Origin of the sequence: Saccharothrix sp. (assembly GCF_031180885.1) — a bacterium.
In the GTDB taxonomy this organism is placed as follows: domain Bacteria; phylum Actinomycetota; class Actinomycetes; order Mycobacteriales; family Pseudonocardiaceae; genus Actinosynnema.
In genome coordinates this window covers 19,865-38,216 of sequence record NZ_JAPSLK010000028.1, presented here as the reverse complement: position 1 = coordinate 38,216, position 18,352 = coordinate 19,865, and the positions used below count along the sequence as shown (strand labels likewise).

Genomic DNA, 18,352 nt, shown 5'->3' with positions numbered 1-18,352 from the left:
TCAGAAGACACCCTCCGCGCGCGCCTTGGCGACCAGGCGGTTGTGTTCGGTGATGTTGTCCGAGAAGCACGAAGTGCCATCCTTCTGGCACTTCACGAAGTACATGAACGACCCGGGCTCGGGCGTGATGGCCGCGGTGATGGCCTCGCGGCTCACCGAGGCGATCGGGGTCGGGGTCAGGCCCTTGACGCTGTAGGTGTTGTACGGGCCCGAGCGCTCGCGGTCCTCGTCGCTGGTGGTGATGATCGGGCGTTCGAGCTTGTAGTTGACCGTCGAGTCGAACTGGAGGATGTGGTTCTCCGCCAGGCGCTTGTAGATGACCTGGGAGATCTTGCCGAAGTCCTTCTCCAGGCCCTCCTTCTCCACCAGCGACGCGATGACCAGCACCTCGTACGGGCGGAAACCGGTCTTCGTCGTGCCGCCGGGGATGCCGTAGCCCTGCAACCTGGTGTTGGACGTCTCGATGACGCTCTTGAGCAGCTCCACCGCCGACGCGCCCGGCTTGAGGTGGTACAGGCCCCGGGTGATCAGGCCCTCCAGGCGGTGCTCCTTGGGCGCCTTGGCCACGTCCGGCAAGGCCCAGTCGGGGACGCCGAGGGCCACCGGGTCGGCGTTCTCCGCCGCGTCCCGCAGCTCCTGCGGGGTGACGCACTTCTTCACGCCGTCCAGCTCGGCGCACGAGGCGTCGGACAGCATCGACAGGATGCCCTTGGTGACCTTGCCGTCCGGCGCGGTGATGTCGTGCAGGACGTTGCCGCCCTTGACCTCCAGCGGCACGACCTTGGCCTTCGGGTCGACCATCCGCTCGACCGCGGCCTTGCCCGACATCTTCGTCTTCATCAGGTAGAAGCCGGGCTGGATGGCGGTCACCCGCGAGTCGCCCTCGCCCGCCTCCGTGAACGCCCGCGCGCTGGCCACGACGCCCTGCTCCTTGAGCGAGGTGGCGATGGTGGTGACCAGGTCGCCGTCCTTGACCTCGACCACCACGTCACCCTCGCCGGCGCCGGCGTAGTCCTCGTAGGAGCCGATGCCGCGCAGCTGCTGGTAGCCGTAGTACGCGCCGGCGCCACCGCCGACCAGCACCAGCGCGACCACCAGCCACAGCACGGTCTTCTTCCGGCGGCGCTTGGCCCGCCGGGCGGCCGCGGCGGCCTTGCCGCGCGCTCGGTCCTGCTCGTGGTGCTGCACGTCAGGTTCGCTGAACAACCCGAGGTCGTCGCTCACGTGCGGTCCTTCGGTCCGGGGGCCTGCTCCTCGTCGGCGGAGCGGGCCACGTGTCGCGCCCGCCCGTCCAGCCAGGACTGGAGGATCTCCACGGCGGCGGCCTGGTCCACGACGGCGCGTTGCTTCTTGCCCTTCACCCCGCGCTCGGCGAGCACGCGGCCGGCCGTGACGGTGGTGAGCCGTTCGTCGTGCAGGCGCACCGGGACCGGTGCGACCCGCTCAGCCAACGCCGCAGCGTACGCCGCCGCCGCCTCCGCCGCCGGCCCGTGCCGCCCGGCCAGGGTTCGGGGCAGTCCGACCACGACCTCCACCACCTGGTGCTCGGTGACGAGCCCGGCCAGGTCTGCCAGGTCCCGGCCGGTCTTCTCGTCACGCGACAGGGTAACCAGCGGGGTCGCGAGGAATGCCCCGGGGTCGCTGAGCGCGATCCCCACCCGCACCGAGCCGACGTCGACGCCCAGCCTCCGGCCGAGGCCGGGGTCGTCGACGCCGGGACGGTCAGTGCTGCTCAACGGCGCGGTCCACCTCGTTGCGCAGGGCGGCGAGGGCTTCGTTGACGCCGGCGGGGTTGGTGCCGCCACCCTGGGCGAGGTCGGGCTTGCCGCCGCCGCGACCGCCCACGGCCGGGGCGAACGCGGGCACCAGCTTGCCGGCGGCCAGCCCCAGCGACCGGGCGGCGGCCGTGGTGGCCACCACGAAGCTCACCTTGTCGCCGTCGGGCGCGAACAGGCCCACCACGCCGGGCCGGTCGCCGAGGCGGTTGCGCACCTCGCCGGCCAGCGTCCGCACGTCGGCGGCGGCCGTGCCCTCGGGCAGCTCCAGCGCGACCAGGGCCACGCCGCGCACGTCCAAAGCCTGCTCGGCCAGGGACCCGGCGGAGGACATCAGCTGGGCCGCGCGCACCCGCTCCAGTTCCTTCTCGGCGTTGCGCAGCCGCTCCACCAGGGCCTCGACCCGGGCCGGGACCTCGGCGTCGGGCACCTTCAGCATGGCGGCGACGTTCTGCACCAGGGCCCGCTCCTGGGCCAGGTACTTGAACGCCTCGATGCCGACGTAGGCCTCCAGGCGGCGCACGCCCGAACCCACCGACGATTCACCGATCACGGTGATCGGGCCGATCTGCGACGAGTGCTCGACGTGCGTGCCACCGCACAGCTCACGCGACCACGGGCCGCCGATCTCGACCACCCGGACGGTGTCGTCGTAGGTCTCGCCGAACAGGGCGACCGCGCCCATCTCCTGGGCGCCGGGCATGTCGGTGTAGACCACGCGCACCGGCAGGTCCTTGCGGACGGCCAGGTTGGAGACCTCTTCGATCTCGCTGCGCGTCTCCTCGGAAAGACCACCCGTCCAGGCGAAGTCCAGCCGCAGGTAGCCGGGCTTGTTGTACGAACCGCTCTGCAACGCCGACGGGCCGAGCACCTGGCGCAGGGCGGCGTGCACGACGTGCGTGCCCGAGTGGCCCTGGCGGGCGCCGATGCGCCACTCCGGGTCGACGCGGGCCTCCACGTGCTCGCCCTCGGCGATCTCGCCGGAGACGACCCGCACCTGGTGCACCCACAGCTTGCGGGCCACCTTCTGGACGTCCACGACCTCCAGCTCGGCGTTGCCGGACACGATCACGCCGGCGTCGCTCTCCTGGCCGCCGGACTCCGCGTACAGCGGCGTGCGGTCCAGCACGACCTCGACGATGTCGCCCTCGCGAGCCGACCGGACCCGCTTGCCCTCGCTGATGATGCCGCGCAGCGTGGCCTCGGAGGCCAGCTCCTGGTAGCCGGTGAACTCGGTGGCCCCCAGCTCCAGCAGCTCCCGGTACACGGTCTGGTCGCCGTGGCCCGTCTTCTTGCCGGCGGCGTCGGCCTTGGCGCGGGCGCGCTGCTCGGCCATCAGCTTGCGGAACCCGTCCTCGTCCACGGTCAGGCCCGCTTCCGCGGCCATCTCCAGGGTGAGGTCGATCGGGAACCCGTAGGTGTCGTGCAGCTGGAACGCCTTGTCACCCGGCAGCGTGGCGCGGCCGTCGGCCTTGACCTCGGCGGCGGCGTTGTCGAAGATCCGCGACCCGGCCTCCAGCGTGCGCAGGAACGTGTCCTCCTCGGCCTTGAGCACCTGGGCGATCCGCGGGAACCCGCTGACCAGGTCCGGGTAGGCCGGGCCCATGGCGTCCCGGACGACCTCGGCGAACCGCACCAGCACCGGCTCGGTCACGCCCAGCAGGCGGGCCGAGCGGACGATGCGGCGCAGCAGGCGGCGCAGCACGTAGCCGCGGGCCTCGTTGCCGGGGGTGACGCCGTCACCGACGATGAGGACACCCGACCGGGCGTGGTCGGCGATGACCCGGAACCGGACGTCGTCGACCGGGTTGTCGCCGTACTTGCGGCCCGACAGCTCCTCGGCCTTCTGGATCACCGGGCGGACCAGGTCGGTCTCGTAGACGTTGTCCACGCCCTGCAACAGCACGGCTACGCGCTCGACGCCCATGCCGGTGTCGATGTTCTTGTTCGGCAGGGAGCCGATCGGCTTGTGGCCCAGCTTCGGGCTCAGCTCGCCGCGCTCGTCCTGCATGAAGACGAGGTTCCAGATCTCCAGGTACCGGTCCTCGTCGACGACCGGGCCGCCCTCCTTGCCGTAGGCGGGGCCGCGGTCGTAGTAGATCTCCGAGCAGGGACCGCCGGGGCCGGGCACGCCCATGTCCCAGTAGTTGTCCTTGCCGTCACGGCGCTGGATGCGCTCGGTGGGCAGGCCGGCGACCTTCTGCCACAGCTGCTGGGCCTCGTCGTCGTCCTCGTAGACGGTCACCCAGATGCGCTCGGGGTCGAACCCGTAGCCGCCCTTGTCCTGGGGGTTGGTCACCAGCTCCCAGGCCAGCCGGATGGCGTCTTCCTTGAAGTAGTCGCCGAAGGAGAAGTTGCCCGCCATCTGGAAGAACGTGTTGTGGCGGGTGGTCTTGCCGACCTCGTCGATGTCGGGCGTGCGCACGCACTTCTGGATGCTGGTGGCGCGCTTGAACGGCGGCGGGGCCTCGCCCAGGAAGTACGGCTTGAACGGCACCATGCCGGCGTTGACGAACAGCAGGTTCGGGTCGTCCAGGATGAGCGAGGCGCTCGGCACGACCGTGTGGCCGTTGTTCTCGAAGTGCTCGCGGAAGCGCTTGATGATCTCGTGGGTCTGCACGGGTTGTCCTTGGGTCTACGAGTGGAAATCAGGGCACGGCGAGGCGAACGACCTCAGCGGTCGTTCGCCCTGCGCGCTCGCCGACCCGGCGTGAAGCCCGTCTGACGTTCCACGGTGTCCTGCAACTCCTGCTCGCGCTCGGTCATTCCCGCGCGGACCTCCGCGCCGAACGACCCGATGGCGCCGGCCAGTTCCCGCAGGCCCTCGCCGACGTTGGCGCCGATGCCCGCCGGGGTGGCGGCGTGCGCGGCCCTGCCCGCCTTGCGGGTGGCGAACACGCCCGCGGCGATGCCCAGCCCGAACCAGAACAGGCGCCTCATCGCCGACCCCGGCGCGAGTGCTTCTTCGGCTCCTGGGCGGCCTGCCGGCGCGCCTTGATGGCCTTGCTGACGCCGTAGGACAGGGCCGCGGCCTTCACCAGCGGCCCGCCCAGGGTGGCGGTGAACAGCGAGGTCAGCGCGGAGACGTTGCCGGTGACCGCGCGCGCGTTGGCGGTGATGCCGTCCACCCGCTCCAGCTGGGTGTTCACGTGCGTGATCGTGGTGTTCGCGCCGCTGAAGATCGGGTCGCTGTTCTGGTGCGCCTTGCGGATGGCGATGGTGGCCTCGTCCAGCGTGCGGCCCAGCTTGATCAGCGGGATGGCCAGCAGGATCACCAGCAGCACGAACGCGCCGGCGGCGACCAGCGCGGCGATCTGCCCTGGCGACACGAGTCCTCCTGAAAGGCGAGCTGAGGCTTGGTGCGATGAGGTTACCGTGTCGGATCGCCTCGGCTTCGCCGAGGCAGGCGAGGCCGCCTGGAAGTCGGCTCGTCGCGCCGCGTTTCCCGCCGATCGAAAAGCGTGATCGTCGGGAAAGCCGACGCGGCCTCGCGTGCCACCCGAATGATCTCTGGTGGATCTCGCTTGGCACTTCCCACGTGACGGGATCAAGGGTGAGGACTACTCAAATGACCGATGACTCGACGGGTTTCGTTGTCGTAGCGTGACCTTCCGTCCGACCCCCCACCAGAGGAGGAACCGGCATGGAGAACGAGACCCCCCAGGCCAGCGGTCTGCTGCTCAGCGCCGAGTCGCTGACCAGCGCGGTCGACCGCAACAAGGCCAACGGCGCCCTGGACGACACCGACGGCAACGACTGAGTGACCGTCCCGACCCTGGCTGACCTCGTCGCACCGATCGGGGTCAGCCAGTTTTTCGACGCGGTGCAGGGCCGGGTCCACCAGCGGTTCCCCGGCCGTGCGGGGCGGTTCGCCGACCTGCTGCCGTGGTCGGAGGTCAACCGGGTGCTGCGGCAGCACCGGCTGGAGTTCCCCCGGCTGCGGCTCGCGCAGGGCGGCGAGGTCGTCCCGACGCACTCCTACGCCGAGACGGTGGAGACCCGGCGCACGGGACCGGTGTCCCGGCTGCTGCCCGCCGCGTTCGCCGAGAAGATGCGCGGCGGCGCGACGCTCGTGCTGGACTCCGTCCACGAGATGTTCGGACCCGTCGGCGACCTGGCCGCGCAGCTGGAGCACGAGCTGCGGGAGCGGGTCCAGGTCAACCTCTACGCGGGGTGGGGCGTCACGCACGGCTTCGACGTGCACTGGGACGACCACGACGCGCTCATCGTCCAGATCTCCGGCCGCAAGCGGTGGCGCGTGCACGGCGTGACCCGGCCGGCGCCGCTCCAGCGGGACGTGGTGCTGCCCGACAAGCCCACCGGCGAGCCGATCGACGACTTCATGCTGGAGGATGGCGACGTCCTCTACGTGCCGCGCGGGCACTGGCACGACGTGTCGGCGGTCGGCGAGGAATCGCTGCACCTGACCATCGGGTTCAACCGGGCGACCGGCGTGGACCTGGTGGCGTGGTTGGCCGACCAACTGCGCGCCGAGGAGGTGTTCCGCACCGACCTGCCCCGGTTCGGCACGCCCGAGCAGAAGGCCGAACGCGCCCGCGCGTTGCGGGAACGCGTAGCCGCGTTGATGGACGACGACGTGGTCGCGCGGTTCCTCGACGACCGGGACGCGCAGGCCCCGGCCATCTCGGACGTGGGGATGCCGTGGACGGCGACCAAGGACCTCCTCCCACCGGGTGACGAGTCCGAGGTGCGCCTCCTGACGCCCCGTGCCGTGCTTTCCGCAGGACCGGAGACGGTGTCACTGGCCGCGGCGGGCAAGCGGCTGGTGTTCGCGAAGGCCGCCGAACCGGTGCTGGAGGTCCTGATCGGGGCCGCGCGGCACCCGATCAAGGAGCTGGTCGAGGCGGGCGCTCCGCTCCTCGATCGGGTAACCGTCCGGGCACTGCTCGGTGAGTTGGTCACACAAGGGGTGCTCGCGCCGGAATGATCCGTTAGGCTTAGGTATGCCTAACATAAGTTCCGACGGGCTGCCGGGGTGCGCGGTGCTGACGCGCCAACTCGGCGGTAACCCGGCCGGGACGGCGACGCTGATGACGTCGTGGCTGCTGATCGAGCAGCCCGGCCCGTGGCCCGCCGACGCGTTGGAGCAGACCCTGGCCTCGGTGTTCGGGCCGGGACGACTGGACGGGCCGCGGGCCGCCGGACTGCGCCCGCTGCTGATCCGCCGTCCCGGCCGGCACCAGCGCGACCCCGACGCGCCGCACACCGTGTTCGTGGGCAGCGGCGTGCCGGGCAACCGGTGGCTGGAGAAGATCGAGGTCGCCGACCTGGCCGACCTCGCGTCGCTGGACGTGGCCGCGGTCGCGGCGGGCGTCCCCGGCCACGGCGAGCGGGTCGACGGACCGTTGTTCCTGGTCTGCACGCACGGCACGAAGGACGTGTGCTGCGCGGTGCTGGGCCGGCCCCTGGCGGGCGTGCTGGGCCAGAACCACCCGGGTCGGGCGTGGGAGGTCAGCCACGTCGGCGGCGACCGGTGGGCGGGCAACCTGCTGGTCGTCCCGGACGGCTTCCTGCACGGGCAGCTCGACCCCGGCGAGGCGGCCCTGGTGGCGAAGTCCGCGCTGGTCGGGCAGGTCGTGGCGGAGCAGCTGCGGGGCCGGACGTCCGCGCCGAGCCCGTGGGCGCAGTTCGCCGAGATCGCGGTGCGCAAGTCGTTCGGGCTGCGCGGCGTCGATTCGGTGCTCGCGGTGGACGAACGGCCGGGCGAGGGTGACGAGGTGCGGGTGGTGACGGTGCAGGGGTTGGACAACCTGTACGAGGTCACGGTGGCCCGCACGGTGGCCACCGCGTCGGGCGCGAGCCGCTGCTCGGGCGTGATCACCCCGCCCGCCTACACCACCCGGTCGATAGAGGCGCTGGTCCGCGCCGGGGAGCGCTGGTTCCGGGTCGGGAGCACCGTCCCGTCCGGTATCCCCGACCGGACGGGACGGGCGTCCCTCACCGGCGGGCGAGCGTGAGGTACGCGAAGCCCAGCACGCCGCGGTAGCCCTTGATCCAGGTGTCGCGGTGGTCGTCGACGATCTTCTGGACGGCGGCGGCCTCGGGGTGGTCCGGGTTCTCCAGCAGCCACAGCTCGCGGGCGCCGCACCAGCGCGACTCGAAGCTGTCCCACTCGTCCTGGCTCGCCGTGGTCAGCCGCAGCACGCGGTAGCCCGACTCCAGGGCCAGGTCCACCAGGTCCTCGAAGGTGCCCAGCGCGTCGCCCCGGAACATCTCGCGAATGGTGTCCGACGGTTCCCGCTCCCAGTAGCCGTCGCCCAGCAGCAGGCGCCCGCCGGGGCGGATCCTGGTCCGCATCGCCTCCAGCACCGCGCGAGCGTCACCCCAGGCGTGGGAGGCGCCGATGGAGATCGCCACGTCCGCGACCGGCCCGTCCCAGGTGGTCACGTCGCCCAGCTCCAGCCGGACCCGGTCGGCGATGCCACGTGCCCGCGCGTTGGCCGTGCCGCGCGCGATGGCGTAGTCGTCGCCGTCCACCCCGACGCCGGTCGCCCCCGGTTCGTGCTCCACCGCCCGGAGCAGCAGTTCGGCCCAGCCGCAGCCGTAGTCCACCACCGTCTTGTCCCGGAGGTCGCCGAGGCCGGCGATCAGCTCGTAGGACTTGGCGTCCGAGAGCGGTGAGTTGAAGTCGAGGAGAGCGTGCCCGTTGCGGGGCGGAGAAGCCGTCACGGCGCACACCGTGTCAGACGGGGCCTTGATCGTCACCGGAATTTCGCTCGCCGCGCACGACCTTGCGCAGCTTGGGCAGGCGTTCGGCGATGTAGCGCTCCGCGCCCCGGTTGGTGGGGACGTAGTAGTCGCGGTCCACCAGGTCGTCCGGCGCGTACTGCTGGGTCAGCACGCCCTCGGGGACGTCGTGGGGGTAGCGGTAGCCCTGGGCGTTGCCCAGCTTGGCCGCGCCCGCGTAGTGGCCGTCGCGCAGGTGGGGCGGGACCTGGCCGATCAGGCCCTTGCGGACGTCGGACATCGCCTCCCCGATCGCGACCGTCACCGCGTTGGACTTCGGGGCGGTGGCGAGGTGGACCGTGGCGTGGGCCAGGTTCAGGGCGCATTCCGGCAGGCCGATGAGCTGCACGGCCTGAGCCGCGGCGACGGCGGTCTGCAACGCGGTCGGGTCGGCCATGCCCACGTCCTCGCTGGCGTGGATGACCAGGCGGCGGGCGATGAACCTGGGGTCCTCCCCCGCTTCGATCATGCGGGCCAGGTAGTGCAGGGCGGCGTCGACGTCCGAGCCCCGGATGGACTTGATGAACGCGCTGGTCACGTCGTAGTGCTGGTCGCCCTGGCGGTCGTAGCGCACGGCGGCCTTGTCGACGGTCGCCTCCAGGGTGGCCAGGTCCAGCACCCCGTTGGTGACCGCGTCGGCTGCCGCCTCCAGGGCGGTCAGGGCGCGGCGGGCGTCGCCGCCGGCCAGGCGGACCAGGTGGTCCTCGGCGTCGGGGGCGATGGTGATGGCGCCGTTCAACCCGCGTTCGTCCGCGGTGGCGCGGCGGACCAGGGAGCGGACGTCGTCGTCGCTCAGCGGGCGCAGTTGGAGGACCAGCGAGCGGGACAGCAGGGGTGAGACGACCGAGAAGAAGGGGTTCTCGGTGGTCGCGGCGACCAGCAGGACGATCCGGTCCTCGACCGCGCCGAGCAGGGCGTCCTGCTGGGTCTTGGAGAAGCGGTGAACCTCGTCGATGAACAGGACGGTCGACTCGCCCGAGCGCACCAGCCGGCGGCGGGCCTCGTCGATGACCGCCCGGACCTCCTTCACGCCCGCCGACAGGGCGCTCAGCGCGGCGAACCGGCGGCCGGTGGCCTGGGAGACGAGGGTGGCGAGGGTGGTCTTGCCGGTGCCGGGCGGGCCGTAGAGCATCACGGACGCGGGCGACGAGCCCTCCACCAGGCGGCGCAGGGGCGCGCCCGGTCCGAGCAGGTGGCCCTGGCCGACCACCTCGTCCAGCGTGCGGGGGCGCATGCGCACGGCGAGGGGCGCGTTGGCGGCGATGCGCTGCGCCTTCTCCTCGTCCGTGGCGCCGAACAAGCCCTCGTCGAACAGCCCTTCGTTCACATGTTCGACTGTAGCTCCCCCGTGCACAGCCGCTGTCCGAGCGTGCAACGGCGGTACCCGGTGGGGTGGCCGGCGGGCCAGGGTCGGTGCCATGAGCAGGCTGAGTCCCGAGCAGATCGCCCGGCACGCCCACGACGCGGGCTTCCGCGGGGAGGACCTGACGATCGCGGTGGCGGTGGCGCTGGCCGAGTCCGGCGGCGACCCCCGCGCGCACAACGACGTGCCGCCCGACAACTCCTACGGGCTGTGGCAGATCAACATGCTGGGTGCGCTGGGACCCGCGCGGCGGCGCGAGTTCGGGCTGGAGTCCAACCGGGAGCTGTTCGACCCGGCGGAGAACGCGAAAACGGCGAACAGGATCTCCGGTGACGGGCGGTCGTGGACGCCGTGGTCGACCTACACCAACGGCGCTTACCGGCAGTACCTGGACGAGGCGCGGCGGGGCGTGAAGGCCTTGCGCGACAACGGCTCCCGCGGTGGTTCAGGCGGTGGTCGTGGCGGCTCCGGTGGTGGCCAGGGCGGCTCCGGTGGCGGGTTTTCGGTGGACCTCGACGTGTTGCGGGAGTTCACCCGGCGCACCCGGGGCACCGCCGACGACCTCACCGCGGTGGGCCGCCGGCACGTGCGCGAGGTCCGGGAGATCGCCGACGACAGCTTCGGGCGCATCGGCAGGCAGTCCGGGTTCACCGAAGCCCTCGACAACTTCGCCTCCGCCCTGCGCAGGCAGGTGAAGGCGGTCGCGCACAACACCGACCGGCTCGCCGACTCCGCCGCCCGCGCCGCCCGGTCCTACCGGGACCAGGACGACGACACCGCCCGCTCGCTGAAGGACTGACCACCGTGGACACACGCGCGATGGCGAGGCACTTCGCCGAGAGCATGATCGGGCACCGCAACGCGCTGGCGGGCAAGGCCGAGGACGCCGTCAAGGTCCAGTACGCCCTCAACCGCACCGCCGAAGCCCTCACCGGAGGCCACGAGGACCACAAGAAGGCCTCCAGAACCGTCCTGGACAACTGGAAGGGCAGCCAGTCCGAGGGCTTCGAGAAGCGCTCGGGCCGGATCGGCCGCCAACTCCGGGTCACCGCCGACGCCGCCCGGGACGCGGAGAAGATCGTCGCCGGCGTCAGCGCCACCCTCACCACCAACCACACCAGGGCGCGGCAGGCGGTCGAGGAGTACCTGGCGCAGGCCGTGCGCATCCTCGACGCCGGCGTGGCGGTCGGGTCACGGGCCGCCCTGCTCAAGGCCGTCGCCGCCGCGGCGGACCTCGAACCCCGCTACACCAAGGAAACCGCCACCGCGCTCCGGCACGCCCGCGACGAACTCGAAGACGCCGCGCGCAAGCTCAAGGCGCTGGAGCGCGAGGTCGAGCACGACGGCGTCGCCGACGCCCGGCCGGAGCGGACCCGCGGCCGGACCAAGCCGTCCCAGGCCCGCGAACGGGGCCGCGTCCGGACGATCCTGGCCAAGGCGCGCAAGGAGATCGGCACCCGCGAGAACCCACCGGGCAGCAACCGCAACCCGTACGGCCCCACGGCGGCGTGGTGCTCGTCGTTCGCCACCGCGATGTGGCGCAAGGCGGGCGTGGACATCCCGTTGCTGCCGTTCACCGGGGACGTCTTCCGCTGGGGCCGGCGCAACGGCAAGGCGTACACCAACCTCAAGCAGGTCCGCCCCGGTGACGTGCTGCTGTTCGGCACGGGGCCGCAGAGCCCGGCCACCAGCACGCACATCGGCATCGTCGAGAAGGTCGAGGGCGGCACGGTGACCCTCATCGAGGGCAACTCCGGCGACGCCGTCCGCCGCAACACCCACAGCCTCAGCTCGGGCAAGTTCTACGGAGGGGTGCACCCGTGATCAGCGCACACGCCCACGACCCGGACCGGGGAGTCGCCGTCGAGGTCGGCCCCGGCGGAACGCTCCTCGACCTGACCCTCGACGGCCGCGCGCTGCGCCCGGGCAGCGACCTGGCCCGCACGATCCTCGCCCTGGTGGACACCGCGACCGCGCGCGCCGACGCCCGGGCCGCGCACGCCCTGGGCGACCTGACCGACCTCGGCATCCGCGGGTCGGCCGAGGCCGAGGACACCACCCCGACGACGTGGAGGGTCTGATGGGACTGGGAGCACGGCTGGACGACATCCGCGGCGAGGCGTCCGGCGAGGGCGTGTCGGTGACCGTGGACCTGCACGGCAAGCTCGTGGGGCTGGCGTTCGACCGGGAGGCGTTCACCCGGCGCCCGAATGACCTCGCGGACGTCGTGCGGCGGCTGGCCGAGGCGGCGACCGCGGACGCCCTGGCGCAGGGCACGGCGGTGGTGACCGAGGTGGTGCCGGCGTGGTGGTCGGACGATCAGCGGACCTCGTCGAGCAGCACGGTCAGGTGACGCACCAGCGCCGCGCCGTCCGCCGGGGCGATGCGCACCCACGGTTCACCGGCCACGTCCTCCGCCGCCATCGCGTACCGGCCCGCGGTGGTGTCGGTCCAGCTCAGCACGGGTGTCCGGCCGCCGGGCCCGCTGCCGGCGAGCTGGCCCGCCGCGCCCCGGCCGGACTCCAGCAACGTGGTGAGCGCCCGGGTGGCGCGCCCGGTGATGCCCGCTTGAGCGAGTGCGCGTTCCAGGGCCGCGTACCCACCGGTGGCGTAGGCGTCGACGGCGGCGGAGAACGCCGTGCGGGGCAGCCTGATCTGGTCGCCGGGGCCGGGTTGGGCGTCGCCGACGACCTTCGCCACGGCCGGGACCAGGTCGGTGATCGGTTCCAACGCGACCTCGCGGTCGTTGAGCACCGCCAGCACCCCGCGCGCCCCGCGCACGGCGGCCAGCACCCGCCAGGGTTGGGGCCGGAAGACCAGGGCGTCGACGGACAGCGTGCTGCCGGTGAGGTAGCCGAACAGGTCCTCCACCTCGGGCGCGACGTCGTCGCCGTCGGCCAGGCCCGCCTCGCTGAGCGTCCGGAACACCTGCGCGCCCAACGCGTCCCGCTCGGCCATCGTCTCGCCGTGCGAGGGGACCTCCAGCGGGTACGGCGGGTCGCCCGCGCCGAGGTCCTCCCAGAGGAGGTCGAATTCCAGGTGGGACAGGACGACCGCGGTCCCGGAACGGCGTGCCATGTCGACCGAAGGTAGTGGGGCGGGGGCGGTGCGCGTGCCGGTATCGCCGAAGTCGCCCGCAACCCGAGCGGGCCTCGCGGACTCGGGTCCTGGGCATTTGGCTCGTACGCTGCCCGGCATGGATGTCGGCCACGGTCTGCTCACCGTCCGGGCGTCGGGCGCGGCGGCGGCGCGGGCCGCGCTCGGGGGCGCGCCGCCGCAGGACATCCAGCTGCTGATGGGCTGCGCGGTGCCGAAGGGCCTGCCCGAGCAGGGTGCCGCGCTGCGCCTGCCGGACGCGTCGCTGCACGCCTCCCCCGCCGGCGCGGTGCTGCTGACCGTCGCCGAGTCCCGGCTGACCATCGGTTTCGGCGACCTGAAACCCTTGATGTTCCAGCCAGTCCCAGTCGACCCGCCCCTACGTGCGGTGTTCGCCGGCGCAGTCGCCCACGTCCTGGCCGCAGCACGCTCACTGGACCCGCACGGCCTGTCCCACCACCTGGTCGGCCTGGCAGAACTGGTGCTGCGCAGCGCTTTGAAGGCCGAACTGGACCGTGTAGATGCGTTGGCCGCCCGCCGCCGCGAAGCTCTGGACTACATGCGTGAACACCTGTCCGACCCGGGTTTGAGCGCGGACCGGGTGGCCGAGGCGATGTTCATCTCGCGGCGGCGGTTGTACCAGCTGTTCGACGACGGTCAGGGCGTGTCGGAACGCATCCGGGGCTTGCGGATCGACCGGGCGAAGGCGTTGCTGAGCGACCCGGCGAAGGCGGGCCGGGGCATCGGCGAGATAGCGAGGGACTGCGGTTTCGTCAGCGCCGCCCACTTCTCGCGGACGTTCCGCCAGGTCGTGGGCTCGACCCCGACGGAGTACCGGACTCGCTGACCTCGATCCCCGAAACGAACCGCCCAGCGATCCCGGAGACGTCCAACCACCCCCGCCCGGTAGGCGAGTGCAACGTGAACACCACCGCCACCCGCCCCGCACTCACCACAACCTGGAGCTGCGCCCCCACGCCGGACACCGGCACCCGTTCGACGATCACAACGGGATACCCGTTGGCCGTAATCCCTTTTGTCACATCCCGAATCGCCGGCCCGTCCAACCCCAGCCCAACTTGATCGCCCGGAACCCGCTCCCCCGGAACAACCACCGCCATCAGGAGGGCAGGATCAGCCAGGGGGTGCTCCACGACCGCGAGCAACGCCGCCCCATGCCGATGCGCGAGATCCGCCGCCTGCACCGCGGACACCTCAAGCCCAGGATCACGCGTCCCTTTGATGCGCCGCAACACTTCCAGCAGCTCAGCGGCCGTGCGATCGGGCGCGCCGAGCGCCACCGGAGTCACCCCCGGCACAGCAGGAACCCTCACCCCAGCCCCGCCAAGAACGCCGCCGCCCCGGAATTGTCGGTCCCCCGTGAGACAATGGAATCGGGGGCCGGAGGCCGCGCCAGGGTCCGCCCGCCGAACAACACCGAGGCCAACTCCTCGGTCGCCACCGAGAACCCGGCCAACGCCTCCCCGAACACCCCCCGCGCCCCGCTCACACCCACCGGCCCACTCACATCCGCCGGCCCACTCACATCCGCCGGCCCACTCACATCCGCCCGCTCGCCCGCGCCCACCGGCCAACCCGCATCCGCCCGCTCGCCCGCGCCCGCCCGCTCGCCCCCGCCCGCCGGCCAACCCGCGCCCGCCGGCCAACCCGCATCCGCCCGCTCGCCCGCGCCCGCCCGCTCGCCCCCGCCCGCCGGCCTGCCCGCATCCGCCGGCCCAGCAGCCACCGCCGGGCCTGCCGGTGCGTCGGTGTGCGCGGCTTCGGTTTCCCGCAGGCGTTCGGCGACGCGGCGGGCGGCGGCGTGGTGGTCGCGTTCGAGCAGCCGTGCCTCCGCCAGCACCTCCTCCAGCCGCCGGCTCAGCTCGTCGTGCCGCGCGACCGCCGCCGCGTGCAGCTCACCGTGCGCCGGCGTGAACGACGCCAGCGCCCCCGTGTGGTCGACCTCGTCGGCGGCGTCCGCGAGTTCCCGCCGCAGCCGCACCGCCCGCGCGTCCAACTCCTCCGCCCGCCGCCGGTTCCCCAGCAACTCACCGGCCCACGCGTCGAGCACCTCCGCCGCCGCCCGCATCGCACGGCGCACCGCCGCCAACTCGGACACCACGGCCTCCCACCGCGTCGCCAGCCCCTCCGCCGCCGCACCCGACCAGCCCGCGGGCACCCCCGGCACGTCCACCGCCAACGCGCACCGCCGGCTCACCGCGGCGACCGCCTCCGCGTCACCCGGCGTCGGGTCGAACCCCAGCCCCCGGTAGTCCGTCACGGCAGCTCGTCCGCCCGCCGGTACGCCTCGCCCGCCTCCCGCACCGAGCCCGCCACGTCCGCCAGGTCCACCGCCCGCAACCGGTCGACCCACCCGCGGACCAGCCCGTCGACCACCTCGGTGACCCCTTGCGGCCCCAGGTCGCCCACCGGACTGTCCACAGTGGACAGCAGGTGGGCGAGTTCGTCGGCCGACTCGGCCAGCCGGTTCGCGTACCAGCCCAGTTCGTCCGGGTCGACCCGGAAGCCGTCGCTCATTCGCCCAGCACCGGCGGGAACGCGGGCGGGAGGTCGTCGAGCAGGTCCAGGCCGTTGTCGTAGCGGTTGCGGTGCTCGCGGTCCTCCTCCTGGTTCGCGGGCGCCACCGGCGGGTACATGCCGTACCCAGCCGCACCGGCCGCTCCCGCGGGCCCCACGACCCCACCCCGCGCCACCACTCCCGGCCCCGCCGCACCGAGCACACCGGCCGACCCACCAGGCCCGAACCCGGCACCCCGCCCGGTCCCGACACCACCCGGCCCGAACCCACCGGGAACCGCCCCACCCGAACCGGTCCCACCACCAGGCCCGAACCCACCAGGCCCAGCGCCACCGGGTCCGAAACCACCCGGGCCGTAGCCACCCGGCCCGTAGCCACCGGGTCCCGAGCCACCAGGCCCGTAGCCGCTCGGCCCCGTGACCGCCGCGACCGTCGTCGTGTCCTGCGGCCGCCCCGGAGCGGGCACGACTCCCCCAGACCCCGGCGCCGGAACCGGTGCCTGGTCCGCGTGGATCTGCGCACCCGGCGGCGCGGCGGCGTCGAACGTGGGCAGCTCCGTGTACACCCCCCGACTCGCGTGCTCGTAAGCCACCATCACGTCCACCGCCCGCGCCTTGGCCGCCTGCTGCTCCTCCTTGTCCGGCCGGTGGTCGTCGAGCAGCTGCCGCAGGAAGTACGCGCCCTCCGGCCCGTCGAGGGTCGTCACGTCGTACCCCTCGCGGAACCACTTCTCGGCGTCGGGGTGCACCGGCTCGGGCATCCGCCGCGCCGCCTCCTCCACCGCCGACGTGTACGCCGTCATCCCGGTCCCGACCCCGTACGCCCGGCGCGAGGCGTCGGCCGCCCACTCGGTCAACCGGGACGCCGACTCCGCCGCCACGACCGACGACGGCCCGTGCCACGACATCACCAGCCGCTGCACCAACTGCTGGACGTCCCCGGTGGCGCGGTCGACGTCGGCGGCCAGGGACTGCCAGTCGTGCGCGCGCTTGCCCATCCGGCCGGTGTCGGCGGACTTGACCATGTCCCACATCTCGCGGTGGGTGTAGACGGCCCAGTTGATGTGGCCGAAGTTCTCCGGCAGCCGGTTGGCTTCCTTGTCCCGCTTGACGCGCCGCGCCCGCCGCCGCGCCCGCGCGCTGGGCCGGTGGTCGTCGGACCAGTACCGGTGCTTGCGCTGCTCGGTCACTTGCGCCTCATCGTGTCCGCGACGGCCTCGTCCTGGTTCCGGGTGGTGACGCCCACCTGGTGCAGCGCCTCGCGCAACGCGCCCAGCTCGTCCAGGTAGGACTTCAGCGCGCCCTGCACCCCGCTGTGCCCGCCACGCAGCCCGAACGCCGCGCGCATGTGCCGGGCGACCGGACCGCGGCCGTCGCCGAACGGGCGTTCCAGCTCGACGGACTCCCCGAGCTTGGTGGCGATCTCGTCGTGCAACGCGTCCAGCCGCCGCACCGCCTCGGCCAACTCGGCCGGGTCCAACTCGATCCGGTCACCGCCCTGGGCCACAACGTCCGCGGACCCCGCCCCGGTGGGCGCGGCGACGTCCGGCGGGCGCTCGTGCCGCGGTTTGTCGCGTTCGAGGTCCTTGAGCAGCCGTCTCGCGTGTTCCTCGTCGCGCACCCTCTCCATGACCGACATCGTGGCGGGCCTTCGCGCTCAGTGCCAGAGCCGGTGCACAGCGGAGCACTTCCCCTGCACGCCGGGACAAGGGCCGCGTGTGCGACCATTGCACTCCGTGCCGTCACCTGCCGTTCACCCGCACGTCGTGCTGCTCGCCGGGCCTTCCGGTTCGGGGAAGTCCACCCTCGCCGCCCACCTGGGCCGGCCCGTGCTGCGCCTCGACGACTTCTACCGCGAAGGCGACGACCCCCTGCTCCCGCGCGACGCGAGCGGCCGTCCGGACTGGGACGCCGAGGAGTCGTGGAACACCGCGGACGCGCTGGCGGCGATCATCGAACTGGCGACGACCGGGCGGGTCGAGGCCCCGGTGTACGAGATCGGCGAGGACCGGCGGGTCGGGTGCCGGGTCGTGGTGGCGGACGGGCCGTTCATCGCGGAGGGCTTGTTCGCCGACCGGTTGGTGGCGGGGTGCCGCGAGGCGGGGGTGCTGGCGGACGCGATCGTGTTGGCGCCCAACGCTTTCGTGACGTTCGTGCGGCGGTTGGCGCGGGACGTGGCGGAGGCGCGCAAGCCGGTGCCGTTGCTGGTGCGGCGGGGGTTGCGGCTGTTGTGGGAACAGCCGGCGGTCGTGCGGCGGTGCGTGGCGGCGGGAATGCGCAGGCTGACTCCGCACCAGGCGGCACGTGCCTTGGGCCGGCCTCCGGCCCCCGTCTCCATGATCTCACAGGGGTCTGACATCTCGGCGGAAAGCGCGTCCGAACCGGCTCGGTGAGGGGGCCTGGGCCGCCACGCTGCGCCTCTCCGCACGGCACAGCCAGAACAGCCGCAGCACAGCCGCGCCCACCCCTGCCCCGCAACCGCAACCGCGCCCACCCCACCCCGCGCCCGCACCACACCACACCGCAAGCGCAGCCGCGCCCACACCGCACCGCACCGCAGCCGCCCCGCAAGCGCAGCCCCACCTGTCCCGGCAACCACGCCCACCCCGCAACCGCAGCCGCCCCGTAGCCGCAGTCGCGCCCGCCCCTGACGCAAGCACAGCCGCAGCCCCCGCAGCCGCGCCCATCCCGCAAGCGCAGCCGCCCCGCAACGCCAGCCGCCCAGCAGCGGGCGAACACCCGAGGTCGAGACCGTTGGGGCCGTTGAGAGGGCGTGGCTGGGCCGTAGGGCGGTATTTCGTTCACAGAGCGGGGTGGGGCCGTTACAGTCAGG

20 protein-coding genes are annotated in these 18,352 nt (G+C 72.8%); 8 read left to right on the top strand and 12 right to left on the bottom strand.

Features of this window, described 5'->3' with window-relative positions; genetic code table 11:
* From mltG to RIN75_RS26825, 5 genes are read right to left on the bottom strand one after another with little or no spacing between them, the layout of a single operon-like run.
* A complete protein-coding gene (gene mltG, locus RIN75_RS26845) occupies positions 1 to 1,224 on the bottom strand; it encodes an endolytic transglycosylase MltG (RefSeq protein ID WP_309114806.1) in 1,224 nt (407 codons plus the stop codon).
* Positions 1,221 to 1,736: a Holliday junction resolvase RuvX gene (gene ruvX / locus RIN75_RS26840; protein ID WP_309114805.1), complete on the bottom strand. Its 516-nt coding sequence runs from the start codon at positions 1,734 to 1,736 to the stop codon at positions 1,221 to 1,223. The genes mltG and ruvX overlap by 4 nt, the downstream gene beginning before the upstream one ends.
* Positions 1,723 to 4,395 (bottom strand): alanine--tRNA ligase, encoded by a 2,673-nt coding sequence (alaS, locus tag RIN75_RS26835; protein ID WP_309114804.1) that lies wholly within the window; start codon positions 4,393 to 4,395, stop codon positions 1,723 to 1,725. Before alaS ends, ruvX begins: the two co-directional genes overlap by 14 nt.
* 53 nt (positions 4,396 to 4,448) lie before the next feature.
* Entirely contained in the window at positions 4,449 to 4,715 is a 267-nt protein-coding gene (locus RIN75_RS26830) for a hypothetical protein (RefSeq protein WP_309114803.1), read from the bottom strand.
* On the bottom strand, positions 4,712 to 5,104 hold the full coding sequence (locus RIN75_RS26825; RefSeq protein ID WP_309114802.1) for a DUF948 domain-containing protein: 393 nt from the start codon (positions 5,102 to 5,104) through the stop codon (positions 4,712 to 4,714). The genes RIN75_RS26830 and RIN75_RS26825 overlap by 4 nt, the downstream gene beginning before the upstream one ends.
* A 431-nt stretch (positions 5,105 to 5,535) precedes the next feature.
* Here RIN75_RS26825 and RIN75_RS26820 point away from each other — a divergent pair, with 431 nt between their 5' ends.
* Positions 5,536 to 6,723 (top strand): JmjC domain-containing protein, encoded by a 1,188-nt coding sequence (locus tag RIN75_RS26820; protein WP_309114801.1) that lies wholly within the window; start codon positions 5,536 to 5,538, stop codon positions 6,721 to 6,723.
* Positions 6,724 to 6,778: 55 nt separating this feature from the next.
* Positions 6,779 to 7,753 carry a sucrase ferredoxin gene (locus tag RIN75_RS26815; RefSeq protein WP_309114800.1) on the top strand — a complete coding sequence of 325 codons (975 nt, stop codon included), beginning with the start codon at positions 6,779 to 6,781 and terminating at the stop codon, positions 7,751 to 7,753.
* On the opposite strand, the gene RIN75_RS26810 is transcribed toward RIN75_RS26815, so the two are convergent.
* Together RIN75_RS26810 and RIN75_RS26805 are read right to left on the bottom strand one after the other, a co-directional pair.
* Positions 7,734 to 8,465, bottom strand: a complete 732-nt coding sequence (locus tag RIN75_RS26810) for a methyltransferase (protein WP_309114799.1) — start codon at positions 8,463 to 8,465, stop codon at positions 7,734 to 7,736. The two genes, RIN75_RS26815 and RIN75_RS26810, sit on opposite strands and share 20 nt — an antisense overlap.
* 13 nt (positions 8,466 to 8,478) lie before the next feature.
* The gene (locus RIN75_RS26805) at positions 8,479 to 9,849 is read right to left on the bottom strand and encodes a replication-associated recombination protein A (protein WP_309114798.1); all 1,371 of its coding nucleotides are present in this window, start codon (positions 9,847 to 9,849) and stop codon (positions 8,479 to 8,481) included.
* 91 nt (positions 9,850 to 9,940) lie between these two features.
* Between RIN75_RS26805 and RIN75_RS26800 the strand changes: the two genes are divergently transcribed.
* The 4 genes from RIN75_RS26800 to RIN75_RS26785 are packed head-to-tail and all read left to right on the top strand — an operon-like array spanning position 9,941 to position 12,238.
* Positions 9,941 to 10,684: a type VII secretion target gene (locus RIN75_RS26800; protein WP_309114797.1), complete on the top strand. Its 744-nt coding sequence runs from the start codon at positions 9,941 to 9,943 to the stop codon at positions 10,682 to 10,684.
* Between the two features lie 5 nt (positions 10,685 to 10,689).
* Positions 10,690 to 11,709 carry a CHAP domain-containing protein gene (locus RIN75_RS26795; RefSeq protein ID WP_309114796.1) on the top strand — a complete coding sequence of 340 codons (1,020 nt, stop codon included), beginning with the start codon at positions 10,690 to 10,692 and terminating at the stop codon, positions 11,707 to 11,709.
* A complete protein-coding gene (locus tag RIN75_RS26790; RefSeq protein WP_309114795.1) occupies positions 11,706 to 11,966 on the top strand; it encodes a YbaB/EbfC family DNA-binding protein in 261 nt (86 codons plus the stop codon). The genes RIN75_RS26795 and RIN75_RS26790 overlap by 4 nt, the downstream gene beginning before the upstream one ends.
* A complete protein-coding gene (locus RIN75_RS26785) occupies positions 11,966 to 12,238 on the top strand; it encodes a hypothetical protein (protein ID WP_309114794.1) in 273 nt (90 codons plus the stop codon). Before RIN75_RS26790 ends, RIN75_RS26785 begins: the two co-directional genes overlap by 1 nt.
* Here RIN75_RS26785 and RIN75_RS26780 read toward each other — a convergent pair.
* Complete coding sequence (locus tag RIN75_RS26780; RefSeq protein ID WP_309114793.1) at positions 12,205 to 12,963, bottom strand: ESX secretion-associated protein EspG; 759 nt, start codon at positions 12,961 to 12,963, stop codon at positions 12,205 to 12,207. The genes RIN75_RS26785 and RIN75_RS26780 overlap by 34 nt on opposite strands.
* Before the next feature lie 118 nt (positions 12,964 to 13,081).
* Between RIN75_RS26780 and RIN75_RS26775 the strand changes: the two genes are divergently transcribed.
* Positions 13,082 to 13,828, top strand: a complete 747-nt coding sequence (locus RIN75_RS26775; protein ID WP_309114792.1) for a helix-turn-helix transcriptional regulator — start codon at positions 13,082 to 13,084, stop codon at positions 13,826 to 13,828.
* Positions 13,829 to 14,311: 483 nt separating this feature from the next.
* Here RIN75_RS26775 and RIN75_RS26770 read toward each other — a convergent pair whose 3' ends face one another.
* The 4 genes from RIN75_RS26770 to RIN75_RS26755 are packed head-to-tail and all read right to left on the bottom strand — an operon-like array spanning position 14,312 to position 17,149.
* A complete protein-coding gene (locus RIN75_RS26770; RefSeq protein WP_309114791.1) occupies positions 14,312 to 15,262 on the bottom strand; it encodes a hypothetical protein in 951 nt (316 codons plus the stop codon).
* Entirely contained in the window at positions 15,259 to 15,519 is a 261-nt protein-coding gene (locus RIN75_RS26765; protein WP_309114790.1) for a hypothetical protein, read from the bottom strand. The genes RIN75_RS26770 and RIN75_RS26765 overlap by 4 nt, the downstream gene beginning before the upstream one ends.
* The gene (locus tag RIN75_RS26760; RefSeq protein WP_309114789.1) at positions 15,516 to 16,709 is read right to left on the bottom strand and encodes a PPE domain-containing protein; all 1,194 of its coding nucleotides are present in this window, start codon (positions 16,707 to 16,709) and stop codon (positions 15,516 to 15,518) included. The genes RIN75_RS26765 and RIN75_RS26760 overlap by 4 nt, the downstream gene beginning before the upstream one ends.
* On the bottom strand, positions 16,706 to 17,149 hold the full coding sequence (locus RIN75_RS26755) for a hypothetical protein (RefSeq protein WP_309114788.1): 444 nt from the start codon (positions 17,147 to 17,149) through the stop codon (positions 16,706 to 16,708). The genes RIN75_RS26760 and RIN75_RS26755 overlap by 4 nt, the downstream gene beginning before the upstream one ends.
* Positions 17,150 to 17,255: 106 nt before the next feature.
* On the opposite strand from RIN75_RS26755, the gene RIN75_RS26750 reads away from it, so the two are divergent.
* Positions 17,256 to 17,912, top strand: a complete 657-nt coding sequence (locus RIN75_RS26750) for a uridine kinase (protein WP_309114787.1) — start codon at positions 17,256 to 17,258, stop codon at positions 17,910 to 17,912.
* Positions 17,913 to 18,352 lie beyond the last annotated feature (440 nt).